Origin of the sequence: Streptomyces sp. NPDC048411 (assembly GCF_040704695.1) — a bacterium.
In the GTDB taxonomy this organism is placed as follows: Bacteria; Actinomycetota; Actinomycetes; order Streptomycetales; family Streptomycetaceae; genus Streptomyces.
This window is the reverse complement of sequence record NZ_JBEZKL010000004.1, coordinates 133,856-155,846: the sequence shown is the minus strand read 5'-3', so window position 1 is coordinate 155,846 and position 21,991 is coordinate 133,856. Positions and strand designations below refer to the sequence as shown.

Below are 21,991 nucleotides of genomic sequence, written 5' to 3'. Positions count from 1 at the left end.
TCCTTCGACAGAAAAGACTGCCTTCGAGCCTACGCCTCGACTCCAAGATCTGGACACCGTGTCCGGAATGCGGGACAGGGCGCTCAGTGGGTGGGCGAGGTGTGGCTCGATGGGTGGGGGTCGCCGTGCGGGATCCGTTCCCCCTGCCGGCCCCGTCCTGGAACCGGAGCTCCACCCGGGACCCCGGTTCTCGAACGCCGGACGGGCCGAAAGGTCACCCGGGGCGGTCAGGTCTCCGTCAAGTAACGCTGGAGCGTCGGTGCGACCATGGCGATGATCTTCTCGGGGTCCGCCGAAGCCAGCGGCTCCGCCTGGATCACGTATCGCAGCATCACGATCCCGAGCATGTGCGACGCGGCCAGTTCCGCACGGAACGTCGCGTCCGGTACGTCCAGCGCCTCCGCGATCCGCTCCAGCAGCCGTCGCAGGACGAAGCCGCGCAGGACCTTCGCCGCCCCTTCGTGCGTCAGGGCGGAGCGCATGATCGCCAGCAGGGGTGCTCTGGACGCCGGGTTCTCCCACACGCCGATGAAGTAGCGTGCCAGCCGCTCCCCCAGGCCGTCCGTGCCCATTCCCAGGACGGACGGGATCACCAGGGCGGGTTCGAAGGAGACCTCGATCGCCGCCGCGAAGACCTCGTCCTTCGTACCGAAGTAGTGGTGGACGAGTGCCGCGTCGACGCCTGCCGCCCTGGCGATACCCCGGATCGACGTCTTGTCGTAGCCGCGTTCGGCGAATTCGGTACGGGCCGCTTCCAGGATGCGTTCGCGGGCGCCGGGGCCGGTGTCTGCCGTCGTACGGGCAGGGCGGCCTCGGCGCTTCGGGCGCTCGGGGGGTGTGTGCGCCGTGCCCTCCCCGCCGGTGTTCCCGCCCGTGCTGCCGGGGGTCATGAGCGCGGGACCTGCGCCGACGAGGACGCCAGGTGGAGCCGGGTGAAGGCGAGCGCTTCCGCCAGGTCGGCTTCACGCTCGACTGCGGACATGGCGCGGCGGGTGTTGACCTCGATGACGACATGGCCGTCGAAGCCCGTACGCGCCAGGCGCTCCAGCAGTTCCGCGCAGGGCTGGTCACCGCGGCCGGGCACCAGGTGCTCGTCCTTGTTGGAGCCCTTGCCGTCGGCGAGATGGATGTGGGCGAGCCGGTCGCCCATCCGGTCGACCATGGCCATGCCGTCGATGCGGGCGGTCGCGGTGTGCGAGAGGTCCACGGTGAAGTGGCGGTAGTCGTTGTTGGTGACGTCCCAGTCGGGGGCGTACGCGAGCATCTCGCGGTCCCGGTACCGCCACGGGTACATGTTCTCGACGGCGAAGCGCACATCCGTCTCGTCCGCCATCCGCCAGATGCCGGTGATGAAGTCGCGCGCGTACTGGCGCTGCCAGCGGAACGGCGGATGGACGACGACGGTCGTCGCTCCGAGCTTCTCCGCTGCCGCGCGGGCCCGCTGAAGCTTCACCCATGGATCGGTGGACCAGACCCGCTGGGTGATCAGCAGACAGGGCGCGTGAACGGCGAGGATCGGCACTTGGTGGTAGTCCGAGAGGCGTCGCAGCGCCTCGATGTCCTGGCTGACGGGATCGGTCCAGACCATGAGCTCGACACCGTCGTAGCCCAGACGTGCGGCAATCTCGAAGGCCGTCGCCGTCGACTCCGGATAGACGGAAGCCGTCGACAGGGCGACCTTCGCATCCGGGATGCGCACCACTGGTTCTGCCACGCAGACAGCGTACGGGGCAGGTGTGCGCGCCACCGAGGCGTCGGGCGGAAAGTGAGAAGGGCCATGAGTCCGCTCCCGGCGTTCCGCGCTCCCCCGTCGCGCCGGTGCTCCGGCGGAACGCGCGGTCAGTTCAGGGCGGTGGACCCCGCCGTCGGGAGGTGGTCCAGGCGGCGCAGGATCACTCCCTCGCGCAGCGCCCACGGGCAGATCTCCAGCTCCTCCACACCGAAGAGATCCATCGCCCCTTCGGCGACCATCGCGCCGGCGAGCAGCTGCGCGGCCCGCCCCTCGGAGACACCGGACAGCCGGCCGCGCTGGTCGGCTGTCATGGCTGCCAGCTTGGGCACCCATTCCTCCAGGGCCTTCCGGGTGAGGGCGCGCTGCACGTAGAGACCCTCGGCGGAGCGCGCGGCGCCTGCGATCCTGGCGAGCTGCCTGAACGTCTTGGAGGTCGCCACGACGTGGTCGGGGCGACCGAAGCGGCTGAACTCGCCGACCGTACGGGCGATGCTGGCCCGCACGTGGCGGCGCAGCACCTTCACCTCCGTCGGGTCCGGCGGGTCGTGCAGCAGCCAGCCGGCGGTGAGGCGCCCGGCCCCGAGCGGCAGCGACACGGCGGCGTCGGGCTCCTCGTCGATGCCGTACGCGATCTCCAGCGAGCCGCCGCCGATGTCGAGGACCAGCAGCTTCCCCGCCGACCAGCCGAACCAGCGGCGGGCCGCGAGGAAGGTGAGCCGGGCCTCCTCCTCGCCGCTGAGGACGGCGAGATCGACGCCCGTCTCCTCCCGTACCCGGGTCAGCACACGGTCGGCGTTGCTCGCTTCCCGCACCGCGGACGTGGCGAACGGCAGCACGTCCTCGCAGCCCTTGTCCTCGGCAGCCTGCAGCGCACCGGCGATCGTCGACACGAGCCGGTCCACGCCCTGGGGGCCGATCGCTCCGTCCGCATCGAGAAGCTCGGCCAGGCGCAGCTCCGCCTTGTGCGAGTGCGCGGGCAGTGGGCGGGCGCCTGGATGCGCGTCCACCACCAGCAGATGAACCGTGTTCGACCCCACGTCGAGGACTCCGAGTCTCATACGCGGAACGCTACTGCTCCTGCGGACTTACCCTTGGCCCGTGGCAAAGACGAAAAAGGCGAAGCCGGGCAAAGTCACGAAGAATCAGAGAACGAAGCAGGAGATGCAGCAGCCGGAAAAGACCGGGCCTGACCGGTCCGAAGACGAGAAGGGGATCGACTTCGCACGCGCCTGGGTCGAGTTCCCCGACCCCGCGGACGACGAACAGATCTTCCGCTGCGACCTGACCTGGCTGACCTCCAGGTGGACCTGCATCTTCGGCAGTGGCTGCCAGGGCATCCAGGCGGGCCGTGCGGACGACGGATGCTGCACGCTGGGTGCGCACTTCTCCGACGAGGACGACGAGAAGCGGGTGGCGGACCACGTCTCCCGGCTGACTCCGGAGCTGTGGCAGTTCCACGACGTCGGTACGGAGACGGGCTGGGTCGAGGTCGACGACGACGGCGAACGCCAGACGCGCCGCTGGAAGGGGTCCTGCATCTTCCAGAACCGGCCCGGATTCGCGGCCGGAGCCGGGTGCTCGCTGCACATCCTGGCGCTGCGCGAGGGCAAGGAGCCCCTGGAGACCAAGCCGGACGTGTGCTGGCAGCTGCCGATCCGGCGGACGTACGAATGGATCGACCGCCCCGACGACACGCGCGTGCTCCAGGTCTCGATCGGCGAGTACGACCGCCGGGGCTGGGGTCCGGGCGGTCACGACCTGCACTGGTGGTGCACGTCGGCGACCTCGGCGCACGGGGCCGGGGAGCCGGTCTACGTCTCGTACCGGCCCGAGCTCACCGAGCTGATGGGCAAGGAGGCGTACGAGCGGCTGGTCGAGCTCTGCGAGGAGCGGTTGTCCTCGCTGCTGCCGATGGCGCCGCATCCGGCGGATCCGGTAGGACCCGCCGAGACCCAGAGGCCCGGTGGCCCGCTGAGCTGAGGGCCGACGGGCCGAGGTCTGCTCTCAGCCCGTCGGCGCCGGGTCGGACGGGCTTGTCCCGGGGTCGGACGGACTGGACGAGTTCGACGGGTCCGGTGACGGGGGCTGAGTCGGGTCCGTGGGCGAGGGCGTGGGCTCCGTCGGGGCAGGCGACGGGCCGGTCGGTGACGGGTCCGTCGGCGAGGGCGTGGGCTCCGTCGGGGCAGGCGACGGAGCCGTGGGACCGGGTGAGGGCGGCGGCGGGGCGGACGGGCCGCCGGACGACGTCGCTCCGTACCCGCTGATCGCCACCGCGGAGCCCGATGGGGCGAGGCCGATACGGGCAGCCCAGGCACCCGCGGGTTCCCTCGTATGGTCGACGAGGACGCGGATCGTGACGCTCTCACCTGCGGCAAGGGTGCCGGAGGACCGGCTGAGGCGCAGCCAGGGCGCATCCGCCCGCGCCGACCAGGCCACGGGCGCGCGGCCCGAGGCGGTCAGCGTGATCAGCGTCGTGCCACCGGAGGAACGGGCCGTGACCCGGATCCTGCCGAGGCCGCGCTGTCCCGTCGCCGAGCTGAGGACCTCGGCGGAGACATCCGGTGTACGGCGGCCGTCCTTGAAGCTGGCGCCGGGCTCGGGGCTGGCGTTGCCCGCATTCTCGTAGCGGTCGTGCGGGTCGCCGTCGAGACCGCGCCGGTCGTCCGTCCCGGCTGCGGTGACCGGCGCTCCGTCGTGCCCCTCGCCGGTCAGCGGCGCTCCCCGATAGGCCGACCACAGGGCGATCAGAGGGGCGGCGACAACCGTCGCCACCACCGTCGTCGTCACGGCCCTCGCCCGGAGCCGGTCCCGGCGCGCGGCGTGGTCCTTGGGGTCCATGGGAAAGCCCGCCCGGTCGAAGCGCGGACTGCCGGACCGATTCCTCTGGGCATGGATCATCGCGACGCATGCGGACGGCCGGGGCGCCTCCACGATCGGCAGCGCGGCCGCAGGGGTCAAGGCACCGCCCGGCCAGGGGCCCTCGGCGCCCGCCCGTTCGGCGGCGCGACGGCAGCGGGGGCAGTCGTCGACGTGACGGACGAGTTCGCGGCGCAGGGCGGCGGAAAGCAGGACCCGATGGTCGCCGGTGAGGCGGGCGACGGTGGGACAGTTGCCGGTCTCGACGACGGCGAGGGCGGCGCGGGTGCGTTCCACCTCGCAGGCCGCGGCGGCGAGGATCTCATGGGCGGTCGCGGGTTCGAGGCCGAGGACGGCGGCCACGGCGCTCGGGGCGAGGCGGTGGCGTACGGCCAGTTCGAGCGCTTCGCGTTGTTCGGGGGTGGTACCGGCCGCTTCGGGCCAGGCGAGCTGCGCGAGTTCTCGGCGGTGCGCTTCGGCGGCCGGGGTGGAATCCGGGGTCGGAGCGACGGCGGTCGTAAGGCCCGCCCCGCTGGTGGCCGGGGGTGGGCTGACGGCCGGGAGCGTACGGTTTTCCGGACGCGCCCCCCTGGGGGACTTCCCGCCCGACTGCTTCCCCGGCTGCTGGCGATGCGCCTGACGACCCCGTTTCTGCTCGGCGAGCCTGCGCAAGCACGTCCACCTGGCCAGCGCGTACAGCCAGGTTTTACGTTCCTCCTCACCCGCGGGGCACCGCCCGTCCTGCCGTTCCGCGAGGGCGAGCACCGTCCCGAGCGCCTCGACGGCGCCGTCGTGGTCGCAGAGCACGGAGAGGCAGTAGGTGAACAGGCCGTCGAGATGCGGCTCGTAGCGGGCGGGCGGTCTCCGCGGCGACGAGTGGGGCGCACGGCGCTGCGTCCGGTGTGTGCCGGTGGTGGATGTAGAGGTCTCCCGCCTGCTGCTCGTCACCCGGCGACCGTAGGCAGGGCAAGGCACGCTCTTGGCGTCTCTTGCCCACTATTAACCCGTACGGGTGAACGTATCGCTCAAAATGGGACAGGAGCCCCTGATTCCGCCGGAGCCTCCTCTCCGTTTCCTGCCACCGCGACCGCCCGTGCACCCGCACCGGGCGGTGTTGTCAGTCCTCACCTATACGGTGGCGCCATGGCTGCCCGTACGAAATCCGCGAAGGACCGGCCGTCCTATCGCTGCACCGAATGCGGCTGGACCACCGCCAAGTGGCTCGGCCGCTGCCCCGAATGCCAGGCATGGGGGACGGTCGAGGAATTCGGCGGTGTCCCTGCCGTACGGACGACGGCGGCCGGCCGCGTGAGCACGGCCGCTCTCCCCATCGGCCAGGTCGACAGCCGGCAGGCCACCGCCCGGTCGACCGGTGTCGACGAGCTGGACCGGGTGCTCGGCGGTGGGCTGGTCCCCGGCGCTGTGGTGCTGGTCGCGGGCGAGCCGGGTGTGGGCAAGTCGACGCTCCTGCTGGACGTGGCAGCCAAGGCAGCCAGTGACGAGCACCGCACCCTCTATGTCACCGCGGAGGAGTCCGCGAGCCAGGTGCGGCTGCGTGCCGACCGAATCCGCGCGATCAACGACCACCTCTACCTCGCGGCCGAGACCGACCTCTCCGCGGTCCTCGGCCATCTGGACGCGGTCAAGCCGTCCCTGCTCATCCTCGACTCCGTACAGACCGTCGCCTCGCCCGAGATCGACGGTGCGCCCGGCGGTATGGCGCAGGTCCGGGAGGTCGCCGGAGCGCTCATCCGCGCCTCCAAGGATCGCGGCATGTCCACGCTGCTGGTCGGCCACGTCACCAAGGACGGCGCGATCGCCGGACCGCGGCTGCTGGAGCATCTCGTCGATGTGGTGCTGTCCTTCGAGGGCGACCGTCATGCGCGCCTCCGGCTGGTCCGCGGCGTGAAGAACCGGTACGGCGCGACGGACGAGGTCGGCTGCTTCGAGCTGCACGACGAGGGCATCACCGGCCTCGCCGACCCGTCCGGGCTCTTCCTCACCCGGCGCGACGAACCCGTACCCGGCACCTGTCTCACAGTCACCCTGGAGGGACGTCGTCCGCTCGTCGCCGAAGTGCAGGCGCTGACGGTCGATTCGCAGATCCCGTCGCCCCGGCGCACCACCTCCGGGCTCGAGACGTCCCGGGTCTCGATGATGCTGGCCGTTCTGGAGCAGCGCGGCCGGATCAGCGCGCTCGGAAAGCGGGACATCTACAGCGCGACGGTCGGCGGTGTGAAGCTCTCCGAGCCCGCCGCCGACCTCGCGGTCGCACTGGCGCTGGCCAGTGCGGCAAGCGACACACCACTGCCCAAGAACCTGGTGGCGATCGGCGAAGTGGGCCTCGCGGGCGAGGTCAGACGCGTGACCGGGGTGCAGCGCAGACTGGCCGAGGCACACCGGCTGGGCTTCACCCACGCACTGGTTCCGACCGACCCGGGGAAGGTCCCGGCCGGTATGAAGGTCACGGAAGTCGCCAACATGGGCGACGCGCTGAGAGTACTCCCGCGCCGGGCTCGTACGGAGGCCCCACGGGAGGACAACGCGCGCCGGTAGACTTTGCCCTGGTCTCGCCCGTCCGTACGAACGGTATGAGGGACGTAAGGGCACCGCAAACCTGTAACCGGAGGAGTGCAGTGGCAGCCAACGACCGGGCAGCATCGCCCGGAAAGTCCGGCCAAGGCACCGGTAACGAGGCGCTGATGCGCGCCTCACTGAGCGCCGTCGCACCCGGAACGGCCTTGCGGGACGGCCTGGAGCGCATTCTCCGTGGCAACACCGGCGGGCTGATCGTGCTGGGCATGGACAAGACCGTCGAGTCCATGTGCACCGGCGGCTTCGTGCTGGATGTCGAGTTCACCGCGACGCGACTGCGCGAGCTGGCCAAGCTCGACGGGGCGCTGATCCTCGACAAGGACATGAGCAAGATCCTCCGGGCCGGCGTGCAGCTGGTCCCGGACGCCTCCATCCCCACCGAGGAGACCGGCACCCGCCACCGCACGGCGGACCGGGTCTCCAAGCAGTGCAACTTCCCTGTTGTCTCGGTCTCTCAGTCGATGCGTCTGATCGCGCTGTACGTGGACGGGGAGCGCCGGGTCCTGGAGGAGTCCGCCGCGATCCTGTCGCGCGCCAATCAGGCCCTCGCCACCCTGGAGCGGTACAAGCTCCGGCTCGACGAGGTGGCGGGCACGCTCTCCGCGCTGGAGATCGAGGACCTGGTGACGGTCCGCGATGTGACGGCCGTCGCACAGCGGCTGGAGATGGTGCGCCGGATCGCGACCGAGATCGCCGAGTACGTGGTGGAGCTGGGCACCGACGGCCGGCTTCTCTCGCTCCAGCTCGACGAGTTGATCGCGGGCGTCGAGCCGGAGCGCGAGCTGGTCGTGCGCGACTATGTGCCGGAGCCGACCGCGAAGCGGTCCCGTACGGTCGCGGAGGCGCTGACCGAGCTGGACGCGCTCTCTCACACCGAGCTGCTCGAACTGCCCGTCGTGGCACGGGCCCTGGGGTACAGCGGCTCGCCCGAGACCCTGGACTCGGCGGTCTCGCCGCGCGGCTTCCGGCTGCTGGCGAAGGTGCCGCGACTGCCCGGGGCAATCATCGACCGGCTCGTGGAGCACTTCGGAGGACTGCAGAAGCTGCTCGCTGCGAGCGTGGACGATCTCCAGACGGTGGACGGCGTCGGCGAGGCGCGGGCGCGGAGCGTGCGCGAGGGGCTCTCGCGGCTGGCCGAGTCGTCGATTCTTGAGCGGTACGTGTAGGGGGCGGGTCTCACGTCGGCCCGGGGCCCGGCCGGCCGGTCGGGCCCCGACGTGCGTGTGGGACCGTGTTCACGTCCTGCTCAGCACGTCAGCACTTCGCGGGCCGGTCATGGGCGGGCCGGTACTGCGCGAGCCGGCTTTTCCCGTCGGCCGTTCGCGTCGGCTCCTCACGGACTCGCCCTTCTCGAACCGGCCCTTCGTACACCGGCACTTCGCACGTGGGCCTTGCACGTCAGTCCTTCTCGAGGACGAACGATGCGCGCTGCAGGGCCTCGCCGGAGGCCTTCGCCTCGACGAGGTACGTACCCGGACCCACGGATCCCGCGGATGGCGTCGCACACTGCGGAGCGCTCTTCCGCCGGTCCCACTCCACGGTGTGAACGATGGTCGCGCCCGCCGGGACCTCCAGCAGCACACTGCCCGCGTTGCGCGGGCAGTCCTTGGAGGACCACACCTCGGCGTCGTCGCCACCGGCCTCGGTGATGGTGAGCACCGCGCTCTTCGGTCCGAAGTCGGCCTTGCAGGCGGTGGACGAGGTGTTCTTGGCGATCAACTGGAACTTCGGCTTCTCTCCGGGGCCGTACCTGAGTCCGGTGCGCAGGGTCAACTGCAGCGCGGAAGCGGTGCAGTCGGGGATGGAGGAGTCGGCCGGGACCTGCCGGCCCTCGGTTCCGCCGCCGGACGCGCTGCCGGATTCCGATCCGGTGCCGGGGTCGCCGTTGCTGCCGTCGCCCGTCCCGCCCGTGGTGTCCTCGGAGCCCGCGTCGGTACCGCCGCTGCCGTCGCGGCCGTCGTCGGTGGTGCCCGACTCGTCGCGCCCGCGCGGCTGTTGGCTGAGGGCCGGCCCGGAACTGGCAGGTCCAGGACCGATGGAGTGTGCGGGACCGGACCCGTTGGGCCGGGAATCGTCCTTGTTCCCCTTGCTCCCACTGGAGGTGACAGCCCATACGATCAGCAGCACGAGCAGCGCAATCAGCGTCGCCGCTACAGCCCTCCGTCGCCAGTAGATGGTGGAGGGAAGCGGACCGATCGGATTGCGCAGAGATCCCACGGCGCAAACTGTACGAGAGATCCGCGCCAACTCCCGCCCCCACCCGCCGCTCCAGCCCCCAAGTTTTGCGGATCATCATCATGGGATGGCTGGATTTCGACCCCAACTCTCGCCAGGTGCGGCCCCTGGCGATCGCGCAATGTGACGACCGCGCGCCTTTGCCTACGGTCAGTCACATGAAGAGTTCGACCGCTGAGGCCGCGTACAGGGACATCACCGACGTCGCCCACGGCGCGTCACCATGGGTGCGGCATCTCGCCGAAATATGGACGGAACGCGGGCTGCCGGTCTTCGGCCTCCTGTTCGTCGCGGGCTGGTGGCGGGCGCGCGGAGAGCCTGCCGAAGCCCTGGCCCGCTCGGCGCTCGCGTCCCTCGCGACGGCGGTCGGCCATGTCGTCAGTGAGGTGCTCAGGACGCTCGTGGACGAGGAGCGCCCCTGTCCTGCGGTCGTCGGCGCGGCAGCCTCGTTGGCGCCCGCTGCTCGCCGACGGGCGACTGGTCGTTCCCGGGCCATCACGCGGCCATAGCCGGCGCCGCAACTGTCGCACTGGCGTGCGCCCGGCCGAGCCCGGCCTGGTTCACCGTGCCGATGGCGCTGCTGATGGCGCTCTCCCGGGTCTTTGCCGGGGTGCACTGTCCGCACGATGTCGCGGCGGGACTGCTGGTGGGCGGATCCGTGGAGGCGCTGGTGACGGCCCTGCTGTCCCGTCCGACGCGCTCGCTCGCCCGGACGGTGCGGGACAGCCGGGTCCCTCGCGGTCTGGATATCCGGCCCGGGGACGGGCGGCCCGGCCCGGGGCCATACAGCACAGGCCGCTGATCGGACCGGGGCCTGGGCGGAAGCCCGGGTGGCAGTCCGGGCGAAGGCGCTGACCGGATCTCATCGTGGGGGCAGACGGGTGGCTCTATCACCCCAAGGGCCCTCAAGCGGGGCGACACCACCGTGACCATGACCATCGTCTGCCCTTCCGTGTCAGGATCGACGTGCGATGACTGCCATGACTGCGACACAGACGCCCCCCACATCCCTCCACGCTCCCGTGATCGGGTGGTTCGACCAGCACGCCCGCGATCTGCCCTGGCGCCGCCCCGAGGCGGGTGCCTGGGGTGTGATGGTGAGCGAGTTCATGCTGCAGCAGACCCCCGTCAACCGGGTCATCCCGGTGTACGAACAGTGGCTGGCCCGCTGGCCGCGCCCCGCCGACCTGGCCGCCGAGCCACCCGGTGAAGCGGTCCGCGCGTGGGGCCGGCTCGGTTACCCGCGGCGTGCGCTGCGGTTGCACGGCGCCGCGCAGGCAATAACGGAACGGCACGGCGGCGACGTACCGAGCGAGCACAGCCAGCTGCTCGCACTGCCCGGGATCGGTGAGTACACAGCGGCGGCGGTGGCCTCGTTCGCGTACGGGCAGCGGCATCCCGTGCTCGATACGAACGTCCGCCGAGTGTTCGCCCGGGCCGCGACCGGCATTCAGTACCCGCCGAACGCGACCACCGCCGCCGAGCGGAAACTCGCCCGCGCGCTCCTCCCCGACGAGGACGAACGCGCGGCCCGCTGGGCGGCAGCCACGATGGAACTCGGCGCGCTCGTCTGCACCGCCAAGAACGAGGACTGCACGCAATGCCCGATCGCGACGCAGTGCGCCTGGCGGCTGGCCGGGAAACCCGCGCACGAGGGGCCTCCGCGCCGCGGTCAGACCTACGCCGGTACGGACCGGCAGGTACGCGGACGGTTGCTCGCCGTTCTGCGTGAGGCGGTGACTCCGGTGTCGCAGGCGGCACTGGACACCGTGTGGGACGAGCCGGTGCAACGGGCACGGGCGCTGGACGGCCTGGTCGCCGACGGCCTGGTCGAGCCGCTCACGGGCGGCCAGTACCGACTTCCGCAGAGCTAGGAGGGCACTGAAGATCTTGGCCGGGCTCCCGGCCAAGATCTTCAGCACCCTCCGAGGGCGTGTTTCGAAAAGTAGCGTCGTCCGCCCGTAGGGCGGGCCAGGCGGCGTCTGGTGCGTGCGGCCGCGACGCCTGCCACGGCCCTGATCCGCCGGACACCCCCTGGGAACAGAGCAGGAGGGTCCTCCCGCTCCGCTGTTACACAACCGATGGACAGCCGTGCGTCGGCGTATGGCTGCTCCGCACAACGCCGTGACAACCGCTCCGTAACGTCTCCGACGGTCAGCCACGCACCAGTGGCCGGCAGAGGACAAACGGGGATCGACGGGGACGGAGGCGGTTGGAATGGCGCAGGGCGAGGTGCTCGAATTCGAAGAGTACGTACGCACCCGGCAGGACGCACTGCTGCGCAGTGCGCGCCGCCTGGTCCCCGACCCGGTGGACGCTCAGGACCTGCTGCAGACCGCCCTGGCCCGTACCTTCGGCCGCTGGGACGGCATCGCCGACAAGTCCCTGGCCGATGCCTACCTGCGCCGCGTCATGATCAACACCCGTACGGAGTGGTGGCGGGCCCGCAAGCTGGAGGAGGTGCCCACCGAGCAGCTGCCCGACGCCAGCATCGAGGACGGCGCCGAGCAGCGCGCCGACCGTGCCCTTCTGATGGACGTCCTGGGTGTGCTGGCTCCCAAGCAGCGCAGCGTCGTCGTGCTGCGACACTGGGAGCAGATGAGCACGGAGGAGACGGCCGCGGCGCTCGGTATGTCGGCCGGTACGGTGAAGAGCACGCTGCACCGTGCGCTGGCTCGGCTGCGCCAGGAACTGGAGAGCCGCGAGGCCATGAGCAGGGAAGCCAGGATCCGTGAGGCCCAGGGCCACGCGGCGGGCGACCGGGCTCCTGCCACCGGCGCCGCGCAGCGTGCGCGGGCAGGGGCGCAGCTCCGCGGACAGGCGGACCGGCGTCATGACGAACGGGGGCGGGAGCGGTGCGCGGCCTGACAGGCAGCGGTGAAGGCGGGGACGGCAGAAGCGGTACCACCGGCGGGGACACGGTGACCGGCGGAAGCGGGTCGACCCTCAGCAGTGGTCGCCGGCGGACCCGGTGGGCTGCGAGCATTACGGCACTGGTCGGGCTCGCCGTTCTCGCGCTGCTCACCGTCAGTTGCTCCACCGGTGGTACGGGAACCCGTGACGAGGGCCCGGCAGGCTCCCAGCCGGCCGCCCAGGTAACGACTTCGACCACCGCGCCGTCCACGGCGAAGCCCGCCCCGCGGGTCGATCCCGTCCAGCTGGTCAAGCGGGACTCCCGGGTGAGCGAGCGGGTCAGGACGGACCTGAAGCCCTGCACGGGCCACGAGTACCCGGTCGACTCCTCGTACGGCAGGCTGACGGGCGGCTCCGCGCCGGACGTCGTGGTGAACGTGATGACCTGCGGCGACGCGGTGGGTGTCGGCACCTACGTGTACCGCCGGCAGAGCAACGGCACGTACAAGAACATCTTCACCACCGAACAGCCCGCGGTCTACGGCACCATCGACCGGGGCGAGCTGGTCGTGACGACGCAGGTGTACGAGAAGAAGGACGCGGTCGCGTACCCGTCGGGCGAGGAAGTGGTCACGTACCGCTGGGCCGACAACCGGTTCGCCGAGCACGACCGGGTGCACAACGACTTCAACAGAGCCGTCGGCAACGGAGAAGGGGATTTTCCGGAGCCCGCGGAACCGACGAAGAACTGAGAGCAGTCGATGGCCGAGACCCACGTCCTGTTCGTCGAGGACGACGATGTCATCCGCGAGGCCACCCAGCTGGCGCTGGAGCGTGATGGTTTCGCGGTCACCGCGATGCCCGACGGCCTCTCCGGTCTGGAGGCGTTCCGGGCCGACCGGCCGGACATCGCCCTGCTCGACGTGATGGTGCCGGGCCTGGACGGGGTCAGTCTGTGCCGTCGTATTCGCGACGAGTCGACCGTGCCCGTGATCATGCTGTCCGCCCGCGCCGATTCGATCGACGTGGTGCTCGGCCTGGAGGCCGGTGCCGACGACTACGTCACCAAGCCGTTCGACGGCGCTGTTCTGGTCGCCAGGATCCGAGCCGTGCTGCGCCGCTTCGGCCATGCGTCGGGCGGACAGCAGGGCGGCGCGGAGGCGGATTCGAAGCCCGTCGGCGGGGTGCTGGTCTTCGGCGACCTGGAGGTCGACACCGAGGGCATGGAGGTACGCAAGGGCGGCGTGCCCGTGGCGCTGACCCCGACCGAGATGCGGCTGCTGCTGGAGTTCTCCTCCGCGCCCGGCACGGTGCTCTCGCGCGACAAACTGCTCGAACGGGTCTGGGACTACGGCTGGGGAGGAGACACCCGGGTCGTGGATGTCCATGTGCAGCGGCTGCGTAGCAAGATCGGGCAGGACCGGATCGACACGGTCCGCGGTTTCGGCTACAAACTCAAGCCATGAAGCGGCTGGCACTGCGGACGGGGGTCCGCTGGAAGATCAGTATCGCGATCGCTGCAGTGGGCGCGCTCATCGCCGTGGCGCTGAGCCTCGTCGTCCACAACGCCGCCCGCGTCTCGATGCTGGAGAACGCCCGTGAGGTCCAGCTGGAGCGGCTGACATACGCGCAGCTGCTGTATGAGGCGACGAAGACGAAGAAGGCCGATCCCAAGTTCGGCGCCAAGCTCAACGACCCGACGATGCCGCAAAGCCTGCGGGCGGAGATCCGTAAGAACCGGCGTGCCACGCATGTCGACGAGTACGGGAACGGGGTGCCCGATGTGTGGGCCGCCGTGCCGCTGGCCAATGGCGACGTGCTGTCCCTGCACACCCGCTTCGCGAACCGTTCCGCCACGATCATGGGCGATCTCGACCGGGCGTTGATCATCGGCTCCGTCTCGGTGGTCTTCGGTGGCTGCGCGTTGGGCGTGCTGATCGGCGGGCAGCTGTCACGCAGGCTGCGCAAGGCGGCGGCCGCGGCCGGCAAGGTCGCGCAGGGCCAAACGGAGGTACGGGTCCGGGAGGCCATCGGCGGGGTCATCCGGGACGAGACCGACGAGCTGGCCCGCGCGGTGGATGCCCTGACGGACGCGCTGAACGAACGGATCGAGGCGGAGCGCCGGGTCACCGCGGACATCGCGCACGAGCTGCGCACCCCCGTGACCGGGCTGCTGACCGCCGCCGAGCTGCTGCCGCCGGGCCGCCCCACCGAGCTCGTACGGGACAGGGCGCAGGCGATGCGCACGCTCGTCGAGGACGTGCTGGAGGTGGCCAGGCTGGACAGTGCCTCGGAGCGTGCCGAACTGCAGGAGATCGCATTCGGCGAGTTCGTCAGCCGCCGGATCGCGCTGCTCGACCCCGATGTGCGGGTCCAGGTGGTGCACGAGTCGTGGGTCAACACCGATCCGCGCCGGCTGGAGCGCATCCTCGGCAATCTGCTGGGGAACGCCGCGAAGCACGGCTCCACTCCGGTGGAGGTCACGGTCGAGGGACGGGTGGTGCGCATCCGCGATCACGGGCCCGGTTTCCCGGAGGCGCTGCTGCGCGAGGGGCCGAGCCGGTTCCGTACCGGAAGCAGCGACCGCTCCGGGCGCGGGCACGGCCTGGGGCTGACGATCGCGGCCGGTCAGGCCCGGGTGCTCGGCGCCCGGCTGACGTTCCGCAACGCGGCGCCGCAGGGCGCGGCGGAGGGGACCGGCGGGGCGATCGCCGTGCTGTGGCTGCCGGAGCACGCGCCGACGAACACCGGCAGCTTCCCGATCGTGCACCTCGCCGAACAGCGCAGGCCCGAGAACTCGCGGGCGGTCGCGCCGTCGGACGGCACACCGTTCGGCAGCTGATCGGGCCGGGCAGCGACGAAGGGGCCCCGGGGCACGCGGTCCGCGCGCCCCGGGGCCCCTGGTCACTGTCGGGTCAGACGCTCTCGCTCTGCTTGGCGTCGGCCACCGGCTCCGGTGCCTCCACGCCGCTCTCGACGGTGGGCTCGGGCTTTGCCTCCGGGCCCGCCCCCCGCAGCGGTACCTCCTTGACGAACACCGCCGCCACCAGCGCGATCACACCGACCGATGCGCCGACCAGGAAGGCGATGTGGGTTCCGGACGACACCGCGAACTGGTACGCCTCACGCACCGCGTCCGGCAGCTTCGCCAGGCTCGCCGCGTCCAGCTGCGCGGACTTCGAGGTGGCTGCTCCGCCACCGCGGGCCACCATCTCGTCCTGCACTCGTCCGGTGAACAGCGCACCCATGATCGCGACGCCGAAGGAGCTGCCGAGCGTACGGAAGAGGGTGGTCGCGGAGGAGGCGACGCCCATGTCCTTCAGCTCGACGCTGTTCTGCGCGACGAGCATCGTGATCTGCATCAGGAAGCCCATGCCCGCGCCGAGGACCGCCATGTAGACGCCGGAGGTGAAGCGGGTGGTGCCGGTGTCCATCTGCGAGAGCAGGAACAGGCCGGACACCATCAGGATGGAGCCGACGATGGGGAAGATCTTGTACTTGCCGCTGCTGGTGGTGACCCGTCCGGCGATCAGCGAGACAACCATCATCGACAGCAGCATCGGCAGGAGCAGCAGACCGGAGTTGGTCGCGGACGCACCTTGGACGGACTGCTGGAACAACGGCAGGAAGAGCACCGCTCCGAACATCACGAAGCCGGACATGAAACCGACGACCGACATCAGTGTGAAGTTGCGGTTGCGGAAGATGTGCAGCGGAATGATCGGTTCTGCGGCCTTCGTCTCGACGAAGAGGAAGCCGACGAGCGAGACGACACCGATGGCGACGAGCTCCATGATCACGGCGGAGCCCCAGGCGTACTCCGAACCGCCCCAGGTGGTGACCAGCACGATCGCGGTGATGCCGAGGGTCAGCAGCCCGGCGCCGAGGTAGTCGACCTTCGCCCGGGTGCGCTTCCTGTGCGGCAGGTGCAGTACGGCGGTGACCATGGCGAGGGCGACGGCACCCAACGGCAGGTTGATGTAGAAGCTCCAGCGCCAGCCGAGGTGGTCGGTGATCGTGCCGCCGACGAGCGGCCCGCCGATCATGGCGATCGCCATCACACCGGCCATCATCCCCTGGTACTTGCCGCGCTCGCGGGGCGGCACCAGGTCGCCGATGATGGCCATGACACCGACCATCAGGCCGCCCGCGCCGAGCCCCTGGACCGCGCGGAAGCCGATCAGCTGGCCCATGTCCTGGGCCATGCCGCTCAGTACGGAGCCGATCAGGAAGAGCACGATGGACGTGAGGAAGATGCCCTTGCGTCCGTACATGTCGCCGAGCTTGCCCCAGATCGGGGTCGAGGCCGCGGTGGCCAGGGTGTACGCGGTGACGACCCAGGACAGATGCTCCAGGCCGCCGAGATCACCGACGATGGTCGGCATGGCGGTGCCGACGATCAGGTTGTCGAGCATGGCCAGCAGCATGGTGATCATCAGGGCGAGCATCACCACCCGGACGCTGCGCTGCTGCGGTTCGGGTGCGGCGGGCGGCTCGTCGGCAGTCTTCTCGGCTGCTCGGCCGCCCGGCTTCCCGCCCGCCGCCTTCTTCAGGTCCGACATGGTCCCCAACTCCCCTGATCCCCTGTTAGCCGGGCCCTTACTTGCCGCCCGGCTAGTTGACTACACTAGGGAAAGTAGACCCGCAACTAGCCGGGCGTCAAGTAAGTTCTTTGGGGAGCGCACCATGGGCAGCACGCCGCAGCCACGCCGGGGCGATACGCGCCAGCGTATCCAGGACGTCGCCCTGGAGCTCTTCGCCGAGCAGGGGTACGAGAAGACCTCGCTGCGCGAGATCTCCGAGAAGCTGGACGTCACCAAGGCGGCGCTGTACTACCACTTCAAGACCAAGGAAGACATCCTCATCAGCATCTTCGAGGACCTCAACCGGCCCATCGAGGAGCTGATCGCCTGGGGCAAGGAACAGCCGCGCACCCTGGAGACGAAGAAGGAGATCCTGGTCCGCTACAGCGACGCACTGGCCGCGGCGGCGCCGCTCTTCCGGTTCATGCAGGAGAACCAGGCGACCATACGGGATCTCAGCATCGGAGAGACCATCAAGGGCCGCGTCGTGACCCTCGTCGATTTGATCAAGGAACCCGACGCGACACTGACCGACCAGGTGCGCTGCTTCACCGCACTCTTCACGCTGCACGCGGGCATGTTCGCCCTCAAGGACTTCGACGGCGACCCCGAGGACAAGCGCAAAGCCGTCCTCGAAGTCGCCTTCGATCTCATCACCCAAGCCCACAGCCCGGCTCCCGCGAGCTAGGGCGTGTTTCGAACGTCCCGCCTGCCAGGCGGCGCCTGTCCCGCACGCTCGCCGCATTGTCGGGCTCGCCCCGATACGCCCAGTACCGGGGCGACCCTCCGCGGTGTGGTCGTCAGGTCGGGTCAGACCGTGACGCCCTGCCGGTGCAGGAACGAGACCGGGTTGATCGCCGAACCGTAGTTGGCGGTGTGACGGATCTCGAAGTGCAGGTGCGGGCCGCTGGAGTTACCGGTGTTGCCCGAGAGGGCGATCTTCTCGCCCGTGCTCACGGTCTGGCCTATGCGCACGTCGATCCGCGACAGGTGCGCGTACTGCGAGTACGTGCCGTTACCGTGCTTGATCACGATGGCGTTGCCGTACGCGGGACCGTCGCCGCCGCCGTTCGGGCCGGCCTTCACGACGGTGCCGGAGTGCGCGGCCGCGACCGCGGTCCCGGTCGGTACGGCGAAGTCCTGGCCGGAGTGCTTGTGAGCCCAGCGGCTGCCGTCGGTGCCGAAGGAGGCGCTCAGCGTGTAGTGGCGGACCGGCGTCATCCAGGAGGCCGCCTTGCCGGCGGCTTCCTTGGCGGAGCTGCGTGCGGCCTGCTCCGCCGCAGTGGCCTTCTTGACCGCCGCCTTGGCCTGCGCGGCCGCCTGCGCGGCGACCGAGTCGGCCGCTGTGTTGCCGATCAGACTCGCGATGCCGGGGGCGCTCGCCGGGGCGGCCGCGAACGCAGCGCCCGCGCCGAGAACCATCGACGTCCCCAGGCCGGCTGCCACCACGGCGCCACGGACACGGGACATGGACGGGCGGCGGGAGTGCTGGAACGTAACGCGCTTCGACATAAGCGGGGATCCTCCGGATGCGAGTAGGCCCGGCTTGTCCGCCGGGCTGGCCATCCCTTGGTAACCCGCCACCCCACTTGCACCCAAATACCCCATCTACGAAGAAAAGTCGTATTCGCGACCCAGGGAACTCGTTACCGCGGGCCCCGGATCCTCGACACGCAACTCGGCCGAATCTCCCCGACCGAACAGGTTTAACTCCAGCTCCAAACGGCCCGAAACGGACATGTTGCAGTGTTTCGGGCCTCCCCTTCCGTCGCACCGAAGGCCCCGTTCCACCGCGGGGCGAAGGCCCCTTCCGCGATCACGGTCCCGTCTCCTATGCCTGATAGGAGGGGGCCAAGGGGGTGTGCGCCTTGTCACTACCGACGGGGCCCAAGACCTTCCGATTCGGGACATTCGGCATGCAACCTGACTGTGCTGTCACGGCAGACGCTCAGCTCCCGGGGCAGGGAGAGCGGTGACCAGCGACCGCACTGACCCGGCCTGGGTGGTGGAGGTGAGCGTCGACGCGTCCCGTGCGACGGGCCGCGCCCGCAAGGCCTCCCGCACCCTGACGGCCGGCCACTGCGGCCGCCGTGAACACCCCGCTCTGGTCAACGGACTGCTGGCTGTGGAACCCGGGCTCATCGTGCGCACCTGGCGGCACGGCGAAGGGGCTGCCCCGGAACCGTACGAAACGGTCCCGGGGCAGCCCCTTGGGCTGCTCGGACGCTCAGCGCGCCCTTACACGTCCTTCGTCAGGTTCGGGCCGGCGCCGCCTGCCGCCTGCTCGATCGGCGGGACGTCGGGCAGCGCCGACTTCTCCTCGCCACGGAAGGTGAACTTCTTCTCCTCGCCCTCGCCCTCGGTGCCGACGACCACGATGTGACCGGGGCGCAGCTCACCGAAGAGGATCTTCTCGGAGAGGACGTCCTCGATCTCGCGCTGGATCGTCCGGCGCAGCGGCCGGGCGCCCATCACGGGGTCGTAGCCCTTCTTCGCCAGGAGCGACTTGGCTTCCGAGCTGAGCTCGATGCCCATGTCGCGGTCCTTCAGGCGCTCGTCCACCTTGGCGATCATGAGGTCGACGATCTGGATGATGTCTTCCTCGGTGAGCTGGTGGAAGACGACCGTGTCGTCGACACGGTTGAGGAACTCCGGACGGAAGTGCTGCTTGAGCTCTTCGTTGACCTTGTTCTTCATCCGCTCGTAGCCGGTCTTGACGTCGCCCTGGGCGGCGAAGCCCAGGTTGAAGCCCTTGGAGATGTCCCGGGTCCCGAGGTTGGTCGTCATGATGATGACCGTGTTCTTGAAGTCCACGACCCGGCCCTGGGAGTCGGTCAGGCGACCGTCTTCCAGAATCTGGAGCAGGGAATTGAAGATATCGGGGTGGGCCTTCTCGACCTCGTCGAAGAGGACGACGGAGAACGGCTTGCGGCGCACCTTCTCGGTGAGCTGGCCGCCCTCTTCGTAACCCACGTAACCGGGGGGAGAACCGAAGAGGCGGGAAACCGTGTGCTTCTCGCTGAACTCCGACATGTCGAGGGAGATCAGCGCGTCCTCGTCGCCGAAGAGGAATTCGGCGAGCGTCTTGGAGAGCTCGGTCTTACCGACACCGGACGGGCCGGCGAAGATGAACGAGCCACCGGGGCGCTTCGGGTCCTTCAGACCGGCTCGCGTACGGCGGATCGCCTGCGAGAGGGCCTTGATGGCGTCCTTCTGGCCGATGACGCGCTTGTGGAGCTCGTCCTCCATGCGCAGCAGTCGGGAGGACTCCTCCTCCGTCAGCTTGAAGACCGGGATGCCGGTGGCGGTGGCCAGGACTTCGGCGATGAGCTCTCCGTCGACCTCGGCGACGACGTCCATGTCGCCGGCCTTCCACTCCTTCTCCCGCTTGGCCTTCGCCGCCAGCAGCTGCTTCTCCTTGTCGCGGAGGGACGCTGCCTTCTCGAAGTCCTGGGAGTCGATGGCCGACTCCTTGTCGCGGCGGACACCCGCGATCTTCTCGTCGAACTCGCGGAGGTCCGGCGGCGCGGTCATCCGGCGGATACGCATCCGGGAACCGGCCTCGTCGATCAGGTCGATCGCCTTGTCCGGCAGGAAGCGGTCCGAGATGTAGCGGTCGGCCAGCGTCGCGGCCTGGACCAGCGCCTCGTCCGTGATGGAGACGCGGTGGTGGGCCTCGTAGCGGTCGCGCAGGCCCTTGAGGATCTCGATGGTGTGCGGCAGCGACGGCTCCGCGACCTGGATCGGCTGGAAGCGGCGCTCGAGAGCGGCGTCCTTCTCCAGGTGCTTGCGGTACTCGTCGAGCGTCGTCGCACCGATCGTCTGGAGCTCACCTCGCGCCAGCATGGGCTTGAGGATGCTGGCGGCGTCGATCGCGCCCTCGGCGGCGCCCGCACCCACGAGGGTGTGGAGCTCGTCGATGAACAGGATGATGTCGCCGCGGGTGCGGATCTCCTTGAGGACCTTCTTCAGGCGCTCCTCGAAGTCACCGCGGTAGCGGGAACCGGCGACCAGCGCGCCCAGGTCGAGGGTGTAGAGGTGCTTGTCCTTGAGGGTCTCGGGCACCTCGCCCTTGACGATGGCCTGCGCCAGGCCCTCGACGACCGCCGTCTTGCCGACGCCGGGCTCCCCGATGAGGACCGGGTTGTTCTTGGTACGGCGGGAGAGCACCTGCATGACCCGCTCGATCTCCTTCTCGCGCCCGATGACCGGGTCGAGCTTGGATTCGCGAGCGGCCTGGGTGAGATTCCGGCCGAACTGGTCGAGCACCAGGGACGTGGAGGGCGTGCCCTCCGCGGGGCCGCCTGCGGTGGCCGCCTCCTTGCCTCCCGAGTACCCGGAGAGCAGCTGGATGACCTGCTGCCGTACCCGGTTCAGGTCGGCGCCCAGCTTCACGAGGACCTGGGCGGCGACGCCCTCGCCCTCGCGGATCAGGCCGAGCAGGATGTGCTCCGTGCCGATGTAATTGTGGCCAAGCTGAAGAGCCTCGCGGAGCGACAGCTCCAGGACCTTCTTGGCTCGGGGAGTGAAGGGGATGTGCCCGGACGGGGCCTGCTGGCCCTGACCGATGATCTCCTCCACCTGCTGGCGGACCGCCTCGAGCGAAATCCCGAGGCTCTCCAGGGCCTTAGCGGCGACACCCTCACCCTCGTGGATAAGGCCCAGGAGAATGTGCTCGGTGCCGATGTAGTTGTGGTTGAGCATCCGGGCTTCTTCCTGAGCCAGGACGACAACCCGCCGCGCGCGGTCGGTGAACCTCTCGAACATCGTTAATCGCTCCTCAGAGCGGTCAGGCAGTAAGGGGTCGGTCCCCTCCCTGTCCTTCCGCAGCTTAGTCCCGCAAGCGGGGACCGCTCATTCCAACTGCCGACACCCGTCCTTGGCCTCCTGCCCCGAACGCCGACAACTGCTCCAACCCGATGGTGCGAGACGATGTTCCCGCAGGCCAGGCAGATACCCCTATCGCCAGTACGCCGATGGCGAACGTGAGGCGTGCCGAGCCGCGTGTCGCCCCTCCCCACTAGGGATGTTCTTACCCGCAATTACAGACAGTCCATGCGGCGCGCGCCGGTTCCCTCCGCTACGGGCGAACATTCTTGCGCCCGGAAATACGCTCGTACGCCCCCATCATGGACAC

The 21,991-nt window shown here is 69.8% G+C and carries 19 protein-coding genes; 11 read left to right on the top strand and 8 right to left on the bottom strand.

What is annotated here, in order from left to right; all coding sequences use genetic code 11:
• Nucleotides 1–227 precede the first annotated feature (227 nt).
• The 3 genes from AB0915_RS03120 to AB0915_RS03110 form a co-directional block, all read right to left on the bottom strand.
• The gene (locus AB0915_RS03120) at nt 228–890 is read right to left on the bottom strand and encodes a TetR family transcriptional regulator (protein WP_366689421.1); all 663 of its coding nucleotides are present in this window, start codon (nt 888–890) and stop codon (nt 228–230) included.
• Nucleotides 887–1,714, bottom strand: a complete 828-nt coding sequence (locus AB0915_RS03115) for a sugar phosphate isomerase/epimerase (protein ID WP_366689420.1) — start codon at nt 1,712–1,714, stop codon at nt 887–889. The genes AB0915_RS03120 and AB0915_RS03115 overlap by 4 nt, the downstream gene beginning before the upstream one ends.
• A gap of 125 nt (nt 1,715–1,839) precedes the next feature.
• Complete coding sequence (locus AB0915_RS03110) at nt 1,840–2,790, bottom strand: Ppx/GppA phosphatase family protein (RefSeq protein WP_366689419.1); 951 nt, start codon at nt 2,788–2,790, stop codon at nt 1,840–1,842.
• Between the two features lie 40 nt (nt 2,791–2,830).
• Between AB0915_RS03110 and AB0915_RS03105 the strand changes: the two genes are divergently transcribed.
• On the top strand, nt 2,831–3,712 hold the full coding sequence (locus AB0915_RS03105) for a hypothetical protein (RefSeq protein WP_366689418.1): 882 nt from the start codon (nt 2,831–2,833) through the stop codon (nt 3,710–3,712).
• A 24-nt stretch (nt 3,713–3,736) separates the two neighbouring features.
• Here the strand turns inward: AB0915_RS03105 and AB0915_RS03100 are convergent, their stop codons facing one another.
• Entirely contained in the window at nt 3,737–5,536 is a 1,800-nt protein-coding gene (locus tag AB0915_RS03100) for a hypothetical protein (protein WP_366689417.1), read from the bottom strand.
• A gap of 195 nt (nt 5,537–5,731) precedes the next feature.
• Between AB0915_RS03100 and radA the strand changes: the two genes are divergently transcribed.
• Both radA and disA read left to right on the top strand, forming a co-directional pair.
• Nucleotides 5,732–7,144, top strand: coding sequence for a DNA repair protein RadA (gene radA, locus AB0915_RS03095; RefSeq protein ID WP_366689416.1), 1,413 nt, complete (start codon nt 5,732–5,734; stop codon nt 7,142–7,144).
• An 80-nt stretch (nt 7,145–7,224) separates the two neighbouring features.
• Nucleotides 7,225–8,349, top strand: coding sequence for a DNA integrity scanning diadenylate cyclase DisA (gene disA, locus AB0915_RS03090; RefSeq protein WP_266984410.1), 1,125 nt, complete (start codon nt 7,225–7,227; stop codon nt 8,347–8,349).
• Nucleotides 8,350–8,581: 232 nt separating this feature from the next.
• On the opposite strand, the gene AB0915_RS03085 is transcribed toward disA, so the two are convergent.
• Nucleotides 8,582–9,400 (bottom strand): hypothetical protein, encoded by an 819-nt coding sequence (locus AB0915_RS03085; protein ID WP_366689415.1) that lies wholly within the window; start codon nt 9,398–9,400, stop codon nt 8,582–8,584.
• Nucleotides 9,401–9,576: 176 nt separating this feature from the next.
• On the opposite strand from AB0915_RS03085, the gene AB0915_RS03080 reads away from it, so the two are divergent.
• From AB0915_RS03080 to cseC, 7 genes are all read left to right on the top strand, one after another.
• A complete protein-coding gene (locus tag AB0915_RS03080) occupies nt 9,577–9,927 on the top strand; it encodes a hypothetical protein (RefSeq protein ID WP_366689414.1) in 351 nt (116 codons plus the stop codon).
• Nucleotides 9,837–10,220 carry a phosphatase PAP2 family protein gene (locus tag AB0915_RS03075; protein ID WP_366689439.1) on the top strand — a complete coding sequence of 128 codons (384 nt, stop codon included), beginning with the start codon at nt 9,837–9,839 and terminating at the stop codon, nt 10,218–10,220. Before AB0915_RS03080 ends, AB0915_RS03075 begins: the two co-directional genes overlap by 91 nt.
• A 169-nt stretch (nt 10,221–10,389) precedes the next feature.
• A complete protein-coding gene (locus tag AB0915_RS03070) occupies nt 10,390–11,292 on the top strand; it encodes an A/G-specific adenine glycosylase (protein ID WP_366689413.1) in 903 nt (300 codons plus the stop codon).
• Nucleotides 11,293–11,635: 343 nt separating this feature from the next.
• A complete protein-coding gene (locus AB0915_RS03065) occupies nt 11,636–12,286 on the top strand; it encodes a SigE family RNA polymerase sigma factor (protein WP_366689412.1) in 651 nt (216 codons plus the stop codon).
• Between the two features lie 116 nt (nt 12,287–12,402).
• Nucleotides 12,403–13,023, top strand: a complete 621-nt coding sequence (locus tag AB0915_RS03060; protein ID WP_366689438.1) for a hypothetical protein — start codon at nt 12,403–12,405, stop codon at nt 13,021–13,023.
• Between the two features lie 9 nt (nt 13,024–13,032).
• Nucleotides 13,033–13,737, top strand: coding sequence for a two-component system response regulator CseB (gene cseB / locus AB0915_RS03055; RefSeq protein ID WP_366689411.1), 705 nt, complete (start codon nt 13,033–13,035; stop codon nt 13,735–13,737).
• Nucleotides 13,734–15,113, top strand: coding sequence for a two-component system sensor histidine kinase CseC (gene cseC / locus AB0915_RS03050; protein ID WP_366689410.1), 1,380 nt, complete (start codon nt 13,734–13,736; stop codon nt 15,111–15,113). The genes cseB and cseC overlap by 4 nt, the downstream gene beginning before the upstream one ends.
• A 73-nt stretch (nt 15,114–15,186) precedes the next feature.
• Here the strand turns inward: cseC and AB0915_RS03045 are convergent, their stop codons facing one another.
• Nucleotides 15,187–16,833 (bottom strand): MDR family MFS transporter, encoded by a 1,647-nt coding sequence (locus tag AB0915_RS03045; RefSeq protein WP_366689409.1) that lies wholly within the window; start codon nt 16,831–16,833, stop codon nt 15,187–15,189.
• A 124-nt stretch (nt 16,834–16,957) separates the two neighbouring features.
• Between AB0915_RS03045 and AB0915_RS03040 the strand changes: the two genes are divergently transcribed.
• A complete protein-coding gene (locus AB0915_RS03040) occupies nt 16,958–17,542 on the top strand; it encodes a TetR/AcrR family transcriptional regulator (protein WP_366689408.1) in 585 nt (194 codons plus the stop codon).
• A gap of 122 nt (nt 17,543–17,664) precedes the next feature.
• On the opposite strand, the gene AB0915_RS03035 is transcribed toward AB0915_RS03040, so the two are convergent.
• Entirely contained in the window at nt 17,665–18,366 is a 702-nt protein-coding gene (locus AB0915_RS03035) for a M23 family metallopeptidase (RefSeq protein ID WP_366689407.1), read from the bottom strand.
• Between the two features lie 726 nt (nt 18,367–19,092).
• Nucleotides 19,093–21,621, bottom strand: coding sequence for an ATP-dependent Clp protease ATP-binding subunit (locus tag AB0915_RS03030; protein WP_358858754.1), 2,529 nt, complete (start codon nt 21,619–21,621; stop codon nt 19,093–19,095).
• Between the last annotated feature and the right edge of the window lie 370 nt (nt 21,622–21,991).